We start from the raw sequence: 10396 nt of genomic DNA, 5'->3' as shown, positions 1-10396 counted from the left end.
GCGGTGTCGCGACCGGTCCGCCGATCAGCGCGTTGCGCGCGGCCGCGGCGAATTCGCCCGCGGTATAGAACCGGTCGGCGGGATTCTTGGCCATGGCGCGGGCGATCACGGCATCCAGCCCCGGCGGAATGCCGGGCCGCAGGTGCGATGCCGCGGGCGGCGACTGCGACAGATGCGCCCGGACCAGCTCACTCATATTCTGCGCCGGGAACGGTCGGGTGCCGGTGAGCGCCTCGTGCAGGACGCAGCCCAGCGAGTAGATATCGGCGCGACCGGTGACCGGACCGTCATCGAAGCGTTCCGGGGCCATATAGGCATAGGAGCCGACGGCCGAGGTCGCCGTGGTGACGGTGCTGTCACCCTCCGCACGGGCAATGCCGAAATCGGCCAGATAGGCGAAATCCGCCTCCGTGACCAGAATATTGGCGGGCTTGACATCCCGGTGCACCAGACCCGAATAGTGCGCGGCGTCCAAGGCCGCCGCGACCTGCTCGAGAATGCCGACCACCCGGGCGGGCGGCAGGGTGTCGAACTGGTTCAGCAGGGAGCGCAGATCCCGGCCGCGCACCAGCCGCATATCGATGTACAGCACACCGTCGATCTCGCCCCAGTCGTGGATCGGAATGATGTGCGGCTCGGCCAATCTCGCCGCCGCCTGCGACTCCCGGCGGAATCGTTCCTGGTAGGAGGGATCCGCGGCGAGTTCGGACGGCAGCAGCTTGAGCGCGACCACCCGGTCCTTCCCGGTGTCGTAGGCCTCGTAGACCTCACCCATCCCTCCCCTGCCCAGCAGCGAGCGCAACTCGTACGGCCCGAACCTGCTCCCGGCCCGCGATGGCGGTGCATCCACCCCGTCCAACCTCCAACTCTGGGACGGGGCGCGGCGGCCGCGACCCATCCGTCAGAGATTGGATTCTCCTGGGGCGACCACACCCTGGTCAAACGCGAAGACGATGGCCGCGGCCCGGTCCCGCAGCCCGAGCTTGCCGAAGATGTGTCCCACATGGCTCTTCACGGTCACCTCGGAGATGCCCAGGGCATGCGCGATCTCGGCGTTGAGGCGGCCGCGGCCGATGAGCTCGAGCACCTCGAGTTCGCGCGCGGTGAGATCGCCGAGCCGGGTGGCGGCCGGGGACGGGGTGGGACGGGCCGACCGGTAGGCGGTGAGCACGCGCGGGGTGACGGTGGGGTCGAGCCAGGCGCCGCCCGCCGCGACGGTGCGCACCGCGCGGATCAGATCCTCGGCGGGGGAATCCTTGAGGATGAACCCCGCCGCGCCCGCGCGCAGCGCACCGGACAGCAGCTGATCGTCGTCGAAGGTGGTGAGCACCAGCACCGGTGGGGCGTCGGCCGATTGGCGCAGGGTGCGGGTGGCCTCGATGCCGTCGATGCGCTTCATGCGCAGATCCATCAGCACCACCTGCGGGCGATGCGCGGCCACCGCGGCGGGCACCTCGTCCCCGTCCGCACATTCGCTCACCACGAAACCGTCACGGCGGCGCAGGATTCGGCGCAGGCCACCACGCACCAGCTCCTGATCGTCGACGACGAGTACCGCGGTCGGCTCGTCCTCCGGCTGCGTGCTCACACGCCCTCCTGGCTCTCCCGCGCCGAGTCGGCGCGGCCCTCCTGCAATTTGCGGGTCATGTTCTGGAACATGGATTTCAGCGAATCCTCGGCGGTACTCGCGGCATTGATGACGACACAGCCGTCGACCGGCCTGCCGGACAGGGGAATGCGCGCCCGCACCTGCCAGCCGCCCGCCTCGGGTCCGGCCGACAGCATCCCGCCGAGGAGTTCGGCGCGCTGTCGCATACCCCGGACGCCCATGCCGTTGCCCGGCCGGGCGGCCACCCCGGCGGGCAGCGTGTTGTGCACGGAGACGGTGATGCCCCGGTCGTCCACCATGATCCGGATACGCGCCCGCGCGCCCGGCGCGTGTTTGGCGACATTGGCCAGCGACTCCTGGCTGATCCGGTACAGCGCCAGTCCCAGCCCCGCGCTCACGGTCGCCGGATCGCCCTCGAGTTCGTAGTCCACCGCCATTCCGGCGCGGACGAAGTCGCCCACCAGCTCGGCGATATCGTCCAGGCCGGGTTCCGGGGTGGTGCGGGAGGGCCGCTGGTCGAGCAGCCCGACCGTGCGGCGGATATCGGCCATGGCCTGGCGGCCCAGACGCTCGGCGTCGGCGAGGGCGTCCACGGCCTCGTCCACGTCGCGGTCGGTTTGCAGCGCGTGGCGGGCGGCGGTGACGTGCAGCAGCGTGATGGACAGCGAATGCGCGATCACATCGTGCACCTCCCGCGCGATGCGGCCGCGTTCCTCGTCGGCGGCCCGCGCGGTGCGCACCTCCTGGGTTTCGCGCTCCTGGCGAGTGAAGCGGCTCTGGTACTGCAGCATCCGCCCGGTCATCCAGCCGCACACCACACCCGCGCTGTACTGGAGCGCACCATCGAGATGGCCGATCCGGGCGAAGAAGGCGAGCTGCCCCAGCATGACGAGAGTGAGCGGCACACTCACCAGTGCCGGGGTGATGGCGGCGACCTCGCCCGCGGCCAGGATCAGGATCAGCGGCGAGATATCGTTCTCCACCGGCTGCGTCAGGAACAATGCCGTGGCGACCATGGCCAGACCGCCGATCATGACCGGTTTCGGCACCATCCCGAAGAACGCGTACAGCGGGCCGGTCACGTACGTGAGTCCCATGGCCACCAGCGGCAGCAGGCTCGGGAAGTACTCGTGCCGCTGAATCATGGCGATGGTGGCCGCCACCAGCAGCACCACATCCAGCAGCATGATCGTGGCCGCCGGATAGTCGTAGGGCAGCTCCGCCACATTGCGCTGGAATTCGCGTACCGGATCGCGCAGGAACCGGCGGGCCCGCGCGCGGCTGTCGCGCGCAGTCTCCCGCAGGTCACGCCAGGCGGCCCCGGCGAACCGTGACGTGGCGTCGGTCACGTTCATCCTGTAAGGCTAATTGCCCGGATCGTTCGTGTGCATCCTTCGTCGAGTGGGCTCTGTCTCCTACCCCGGTAGGAGAGCGATTCGGGTCCGCGGCACGAAGACAGCACAGAGCCCGGTACGTAGCGTGTGAGATCTCGAGAACGAAAGGTTGGGGCCATGACTTGGGCAGACCACCACGCTCGCACGGATATCCTGCACGCCGTACTCGACCGAGCGGCGCGAAATCCGGCTGATCCCAAGCTCTTTCATGGACTGCCGGATATGGAACGCCTCTTCGGCGGACCAGCCGGGGTGCTGCTGGCACTGCGGTACCGCTGGGAGAACCACCTGCACGCGAAACTCGACAACGCGCTGACGGAGGGGAAATCGGCGGTCGACGTCTACCTCGAACTGGCCTCCGAACAGCCCGCGCTGCGCGCCGTCCTGGACACCTACGACACCGACCACCTGATCGGCCGGCCGCGAGACCGCGCACTCGCGAGCTGAGGGCGATCGACGTTATTTCCGATGAGGGGAAGCACATGCTGGAACTGACCGACGTCACCAAGGAGTACCGGGTGGGTGAACAGACGGTACGCGCGCTGGACGGCATCAGCCTGCGTATCGAACCGGGGGAGTTCACCGCCATCATCGGCCCGTCCGGCTCCGGCAAGAGCACCCTGCTGCACATGCTGGGTGCCCTCGATTCCCCCGATTCCGGATCCATCCGCTTCCAGGACCAGGAGATCGGCGGCCTCGACGACGATCGGCAGTCCGAATTCCGCAGGCACCGTGTCGGTTTCGTCTTCCAGTTCTTCAACCTGCTGCCCACGCTGTCGGCCTGGGAGAATGTCGCCATTCCGAAGCTGTTGGACGGCACCGGACTGCGCAAGGCCAAGCCGCGCGCCCTGGAACTGCTGGAGCTGGTGGGACTGGCCGACCGCGCCGAACACCGGCCCGCGGAACTGTCCGGCGGGCAGATGCAGCGGGTCGCGGTGGCGCGCGCGCTCATCATGGACCCGCCGCTGATCCTGGCCGACGAGCCCACCGGCAACCTGGATTCCAAGACCGGGGCGTCCATCCTGGAACTGCTCGGCGACATCACCCGGCAGGGCAACTCCGTGGTCATGGTCACCCACGACATGGGTGCGGTGCGCTACTGCGACCGGCTGATCACCCTGCGGGACGGGAAGATCGGCTCCAATGAACTGGTCGAGCACACCGAGAACGGCGAGGTGCGCACGGTACCGGTGGAACTCACCGCATCGCTGAGCGAGGACGGCTCCGAGCCCGCCCAGGCGGTGCGTCCGTGATACGTGCGGGGTGGGATCGGCTGCGGCTGTTCAATATCGGTGAACTGCTCGCACATCGGGGGCGCACCGTCATGTCCATGATCGTGATGGGCGTATCGGCCGGGCTGCTGGTGTCGGTGTTCAGCATCTCCGGCTCCATCACCGGATCGGTGGACCGGCTCGCGCGCAGCCTCTCCGGTGATGCCGTGCTGGAGATCAGCGGCATCACCGACGCCGGATTCGAACAGTCGCTGCTGCAAGAGGTTCGGGCGGTGGCCGGGGTGGGCACCGCGGTCCCCATGCTGCGCGCCCCCATCGGGGCGGGCGGGGACCGCGCCCTGCTCATCGGCGCGGACGCCAGCGCCTCCGCATTGGGCAGCGATCTGGACGGGCCGCTGCGCGAACAGGCGGCCAAGCTGCCGACCGTCCGCAACGGCGTGCTGGTCGGGACCGGCATGGGTTATGCGGAGGGGGAGACCTTCGGCATCGGCGGTACCACCGTCACCGTCGCCGGGGTGCTCGACGATCCGGCCGCGCGCACACTCAACGACGGGCACCTGGTGGTCGCGCTGCTCCTGGTGGCACAGCAGATCACCGACCGGGCCGGGCGGCTGGACTCCATCCAGATCCTCGCCGCCCCCGATGCCGATGTGGCACAGCTGCGTTCGAACCTCACCGAGGTGGTGGACGGGCGCGCCGTGGTCGCCGATCCGAGTATGCGCGCGGCGCAGGCGGGCGGCGCCGTGCAGGTGGTCACCCTGGCGACGCTGGCCTCCTCGGCCGCCGCGCTCATCGTGTCGTCGTTCCTGATCTACAACGCCATGAGTATGGCCGTGGCGCAGCGTCGTCCGATGCTGTCGCTGCTGCGCGCCATCGGCGGCCGCCGTACGCCCATGGTGCGCGATCTGATCGCGGAATCGGCGCTGCTGGGACTGATCGGCGGGCTGGTCGGCGCGGTGGTCGGCGTGTTCATGGGGCGCATCGCCATTCACCGGCTGCCCGCGGCCATGCTCAACTCCTTCGAGGCCCGGACCGAGTTCATCCTGCCCGGCTACGCCGTGTCGGTGGCCGTAGCGGCCTGTGTGGTGGCCAGCGTCGCCGCCGCCGCGCTGGCCGCGCGCCAGGTGTACAAGGTGGCGCCGATCGAGGCCTTGGCCCCGGTCGGCACGTCCAGCGCCGACACCACGAACCCGGTATTGCGCTGGGGCGCTGTGGTAGTGGGCACGGCGCTGGTGGTGGCCGCCATCGTCATCGCCACGGCCGATCTGGGCCGGATCTCCATGGCCGCGGTCTCCATGGCGATCGCCGGCGCGGTCATGTTCTGCTTCGCCGCCACCGGGCCGATCGTGCGCGCCGCCGCCGCCGTCGCGCGGCTGTTCGGCGCACCCGGGGCACTGGGGGCCACCACCGTCGAACGGGCGCCGCGCCGGGTGTGGGCGACCGCCATGACCGTCATGATCGGCGTCACCGCGGTGGTGGCCATCGGCAACGCCACCCGCAATATGGCCGATTCGGCGACCGAGAGTTTCGAGGGGCTCGGCGTCACCGACGTGTTCATCAGCCCGACGGCCATGGAGCAGTTCCCCACCGGGCCGATCCTGCCCGCGGACCTGAAGGCGAAGATCGCCGCTGTTCCCGGCGTGGCGGGGGTCGGGTCGGGACAGATGGCCTTCGCCACCCTCGGCGGCGGGCGAGTGATGTTGCAGGCCTTCGAGGAGGGGCAAGGCCGCCAGGCCGCGACGGCGGCGTTGAGCGCGGACACCCTGCGGCGCATGGCCGCCGGGGAAGGCGTCGTCGTATCCCGCGACGTGGCACGGACATTGGCGGTGCAGCGCGGGTCCACCCTCGAACTGCCGACACCCAGCGGCGTGCGGCGGGTCGAGGTGCTGGAGGTGATTCCGTACTTCTCCGCCGTCGCCGGTGCGGTGATCCTGGACCTCGACATCCTGCGCCAGTGGTACCAGCGGCCCGGTGAGACCATCATCGGCGTCGACTTCCTGCCCGACGCCGATCCGGACCAGGTCTTCGCGGCCATTCGCGCGGCCGTGCCGCCCGAGATCCATGTCGAGACCGGACCGGACGCCGTCGCGGCCATCGCCGGCAGCGTCCGCCAGGGCACCTCGCTGAGCACCTCCATCCTGTGGATCGTGGTGGCGGTCTCCACCATCGCCCTGCTCAACACCCTCATGCTCTCGGTGCTGGAACGCCGCCGCGAACTCGGGGTGCTGCGCGCCATGGGCACCAGCCGCCGCTTCCTGCTCCGCACCGTCCTCACCGAGGCGGCGGGCATCGGGGTGGTGGGCGCGGCCATCGGTCTGGCGGTGGGCGCGGCCGTGCACTACCTGGCCACCCTCGCCATGACCAACTCGCTGTCCTTGGACGTGGCCTATCAGCCCAGCCCGCTGCTGCTCGTCTACGCCGTGGTCGCGTTGCTGCTGGCGCTGCTGGGCTCCATCCCGCCCGCCGTCCGCGCCGCCCGCCTGCCCATCGTGGAGGCCATCGCGGCCGACTGAATCCACCCGCCCACGGTGCGTGAATACCGCCGACCGGCCTTACATAGACTGATCGTCATGAGCGCACCCACGGTGGACTTGATGGACTACGCCGATGTCATCGACCGGTACGAGCCGGTGCTGGGCATGGAGGTGCACGTCGAGCTGGGCACCGCGACCAAAATGTTCTGCGGTTGCCCGACCGAATTCGGTGCGGAGCCGAATACCCAGGTGTGCCCGGTGTGCCTCGGACTGCCCGGTTCGCTGCCCGTCGTCAATCAGAAGGCGGTGGAATCGGCGATCCGGATCGGGTTGGCGCTGAACTGCTCCATCACGCCGTGGGGGCGGTTCGCGCGCAAGAACTACTTCTACCCGGATCAGCCGAAGAACTACCAGATCAGCCAGTACGACGAACCCATCGCCACCGACGGCTACCTCGACGTGGTGCTCGACGACGGCTCCATCTTCCGGGTGGACATCGAGCGGGCGCACATGGAGGAGGACACCGGCAAGTCGGTGCACGTCGGCGGCGCCACCGGCCGCATCCACGGCGCCTCGCACTCGCTGCTGGACTACAACCGCGCGGGCGTGCCGCTCATCGAGATCGTCACCAAGCCCATCACCGGGGCGGGGGAGCGGGCGCCCGAGGTGGCGCGCGCCTACGTCACCGCGCTGCGGGATCTGCTGAAGGCCCTGGACGTCTCCGACGTGAAGATGGAGCAGGGCTCGCTGCGCTGCGACGCGAACGTGTCGCTGATGCCCAAGGGCGCGCAGGAGTTCGGCACCCGCACCGAGACCAAGAACGTGAACTCGCTGCGCAGCGTCGAGGTGGCGGTGCGCTACGAGATGCGGCGGCAGGCGGCCGTGCTCGCCGGCGGCGGCACCATCATCCAGGAGACCCGGCACTTCCACGAGACCGACGGTTCCACCTCGTCGGGCCGGGTGAAGGAGACCGCCGAGGACTACCGCTACTTCCCGGAGCCGGACCTGGAGCCCATCGCACCCGACGCCGCCTGGGTGGAGGAGCTGCGCGCAACCATCCCGGAGTACCCGTGGCTGCGGCGCGCCCGCATCCAGGCCGACTGGGGGCTGTCCGACGAGGTGTTCCGGGACCTGATCAACGCGGGCGCGCTGGACCTCATCATCGCCACCGTCGACGCCGGCTCCTCGGTGGACGCCGCCCGCTCCTGGTGGGTCGCCTACCTCACCGAGAAGGCCAAGGACCGCGGCGTCGCCCTCGAGGATCTGCCCATCACCCCGAAGCAGGTCGCCGAGGTGGCCGGGCTGGTCGAGGCCAAGACCATCAACAACAAGGTCGCCAAGCAGGTCGTCGACTTCGTCCTCGACGGCGAGGGCGAACCCGCCCAGATCGTCGAATCCAAGGGCCTGGGCATGGTCAGCGACGACTCCGCCCTCCAAGCCGAGGTCGACAAGGCCCTCGCCGCCAACCCCGATATCGCCGACAAGATCCGCTCCGGCAAGGTCCAGGCGGCGGGCAAGGTGGTCGGCGACGTCATGAAGGCCACCCGCGGCCAGGCCGACGCCGCCCGCGTCCGCGAACTGGTCCTCGCGGCCTGCGGCGTCGCCGGGTAGCCCCCGGGACAGACGAAGATCAGTCCGGCCCGCTGCCCGGCCCACCCGCCGGCGGCGGCACCCGGACCACACGGTCGTCGTATTCGCCGGGGGTACCGCCCTCACCCTTGTTGACGGTGCCGACCCAGACCGCGCCGTCCGGACCGAGCGCCGCGCCGTTGAGGCGGCCGTAGCGGTCCTGCATGGTCAGCGTGGGCGCCTCGGTGATGGCGTGGGTGGCCGGATCGGCCTTGGCGAAGGCCACCGCCTTGGCGTCGGTCATGGCGATGGCGACACCGTCGGCGGCGGCCGCGCAGCCCGCCACGCCCGGACGGTCGGGCCATGACCACGCCCTGGTCACGTCGCCCTCGGGGGTGACGTGCTGGAGGCGGTCCTCGACGGCGGTGCGGTCGGTGACCCAGATGCTCTGCGGGCCGACGCACACATCACCCGCGATGCCGATACCGGAGATGACTACCTCGGGGACGCTGCTGTTCGGGGACGGATTCGGCACCCGCAGCAGTTTGCCCGCGAGCGAATTCGGATCGTCGGCGGCGGCGGGGTTGCCCGCATTGCCGGTGAGCACCATCAGGTCCCCGCCCGCGAAATCGATGGCGCCCCGATTGCCGGTCGCGCCCTTGGGGATACCGGTGAGGATCGGCTTCACCGAACCGTCCTCGGACACCCGGATCACCCGATTGTCACCGGGGCCGGTGACGTACAAGTAATACAGCCCGTCCTCGTAGTAGGACGGTGAGAGCGCGATATCCATGAGCCCGCCGTCCGCGGTGCCGGTGTCGATCTCCTGGTCGATCCGCTGCTCCTTCGCCGGAGGCGGCGGCACCTCGCTGGGACCCACCGGCGGCAGCAGGGTCAGCACCTCGAGATCCGTGCGATCCAACACGATCGAGGTGCCGTCACCCAGGACGACGATCCCGCCCGTGACCCCGAGGCAGGAGATCACCACATTCGGGTCGGGATCGACACACGGCCCGGCGGGGCGCTGCGCCGAGGTGGGCGCCTGCTTGTCGGTCGGGCCGAGATCGGCGTCCTGCCAGGACGGTTCGGGAGTGAACGGGCTCGACGCGGACTCGTCGAAGCGGGCACACCCGGCCAGCAGCGTCACGCCGACCACGAGACCGACCGCGAGCCTCCCCGCGCGGCCCCTGACTCGCCCTCCGGCAACCAAACTCATGCTGGAGACGTTACGGAAATACCGCCGCGCACGCTCGTACGGGGGTGGTCTGTATGTGAAACATCCGCAGGACACGCCCGCGATCCACCGCGCGTCGAGGGCTCGGGGCGCATACCCTGACCCGCGTGACCGACAAGCCGAACGATCCGTCCACCGCGGCGGGGCAACCCGAACCCGAACCCGCGCAGCGGCCGGGGACGCCGGTGCGCAGCCCCTTCGACAGTCCGACCGAGCAGATCGACACGGCCGGGCCGAACCTCACCAAGGAGATTCCCCGCACCGACGAGGACCTGGGTCTCGACCCCGACGTGCCGACGCGCGCGCAGGTGGAGAACGGCGACACCACCCCGATCGCCGCCGACGCCCCCGCTCCCGGAGTCGCCGCCCCCGGAGCCGCTCCCGACCCGGACGCACCCTCCTACGCGTTCGCGAGCATCCCTCCGGCCCCGACCTCGCCGGAGAACGGTCGGCTGCGTCGCCGCGACGATCGCCGCGGCACCCTGGACCTCGGTCTGCTGCTGTTGCGCCTGGTGGTCGGCGGCACCTTCATCTACCACGGCCTGCAGAAGCTGACCGGCTGGTTCCACGGCCCCGGTCTGGAGGGCACCCGCGACATGCTCGAACAGGGCGGCTGGGACCAGGCCGACATCGGCGCGGCCTTCCTCATCGTCGGCGAACTCGGCGGCGGCATCCTGCTGGTCCTCGGGCTCGGCACCCCGCTGGCCGCGGGCGCGGTGCTCGCGGTGATCCTGGACGCCTGGCTGTGGAAGCAGGGCATGATCCCGGGCTTCCAGTACAAGGCCGAGGCCAGCGCCGTCGAACTGGAGACCGTGCTCGCGGGCGCGGCCGCCGTCATCATCCTCACCGGCCCCGGGCGACTGTCCCTGGACCGCCCACCCGCC

The 10396-nt window shown here is 70.0% G+C and carries 9 protein-coding genes; 5 read left to right on the top strand and 4 right to left on the bottom strand.

From position 1 onward, the window contains the following. The 3 genes from QK444_RS24060 to QK444_RS24050 all read right to left on the bottom strand — a co-directional run. Nucleotides 1-850, bottom strand: an 850-nt coding sequence (locus QK444_RS24060; protein ID WP_282783930.1) for a serine/threonine-protein kinase, incomplete at its 3' end; no start/stop codon positions are given. 51 nt (nt 851-901) lie between these two features. Beyond that, on the bottom strand, nt 902-1588 hold the full coding sequence (locus QK444_RS24055) for a response regulator transcription factor (protein WP_039816207.1): 687 nt from the start codon (nt 1586-1588) through the stop codon (nt 902-904). Next, nucleotides 1585-2964, bottom strand: a complete 1380-nt coding sequence (locus tag QK444_RS24050; protein ID WP_282783928.1) for a histidine kinase — start codon at nt 2962-2964, stop codon at nt 1585-1587. The genes QK444_RS24055 and QK444_RS24050 overlap by 4 nt, the downstream gene beginning before the upstream one ends. A 156-nt stretch (nt 2965-3120) precedes the next feature. Between QK444_RS24050 and QK444_RS24045 the strand changes: the two genes are divergently transcribed. From QK444_RS24045 to gatB, 4 genes are read left to right on the top strand one after another with little or no spacing between them, the layout of a single operon-like run. Continuing rightward, on the top strand, nt 3121-3450 hold the full coding sequence (locus tag QK444_RS24045; protein WP_282783926.1) for a hypothetical protein: 330 nt from the start codon (nt 3121-3123) through the stop codon (nt 3448-3450). A 35-nt stretch (nt 3451-3485) separates the two neighbouring features. Further along, nucleotides 3486-4256, top strand: coding sequence for an ABC transporter ATP-binding protein (locus QK444_RS24040; RefSeq protein WP_282783924.1), 771 nt, complete (start codon nt 3486-3488; stop codon nt 4254-4256). After that, nucleotides 4253-6748, top strand: coding sequence for an ABC transporter permease (locus tag QK444_RS24035; RefSeq protein WP_282783921.1), 2496 nt, complete (start codon nt 4253-4255; stop codon nt 6746-6748). Before QK444_RS24040 ends, QK444_RS24035 begins: the two co-directional genes overlap by 4 nt. A 57-nt stretch (nt 6749-6805) precedes the next feature. Beyond that, the gene (gene gatB, locus QK444_RS24030; RefSeq protein ID WP_282783919.1) at nt 6806-8320 is read left to right on the top strand and encodes an Asp-tRNA(Asn)/Glu-tRNA(Gln) amidotransferase subunit GatB; all 1515 of its coding nucleotides are present in this window, start codon (nt 6806-6808) and stop codon (nt 8318-8320) included. A 19-nt stretch (nt 8321-8339) separates the two neighbouring features. Here gatB and QK444_RS24025 read toward each other — a convergent pair whose 3' ends face one another. Next, complete coding sequence (locus QK444_RS24025; protein WP_282783917.1) at nt 8340-9494, bottom strand: PQQ-dependent sugar dehydrogenase; 1155 nt, start codon at nt 9492-9494, stop codon at nt 8340-8342. A 125-nt stretch (nt 9495-9619) separates the two neighbouring features. Between QK444_RS24025 and QK444_RS24020 the strand changes: the two genes are divergently transcribed. Then, nucleotides 9620-10396, top strand: a 777-nt coding sequence (locus QK444_RS24020; RefSeq protein WP_282783915.1) for a DoxX family protein, incomplete at its 3' end; no start/stop codon positions are given.

Origin of the sequence: Nocardia sp. CC201C (genome assembly GCF_030010695.1) — a bacterium.
Classification (GTDB): Bacteria; Actinomycetota; Actinomycetes; order Mycobacteriales; family Mycobacteriaceae; genus Nocardia; species Nocardia otitidiscaviarum.
The sequence above is the reverse complement of the archived record's forward strand: the minus strand, read 5'-3'. Positions and strand labels throughout refer to the sequence as shown.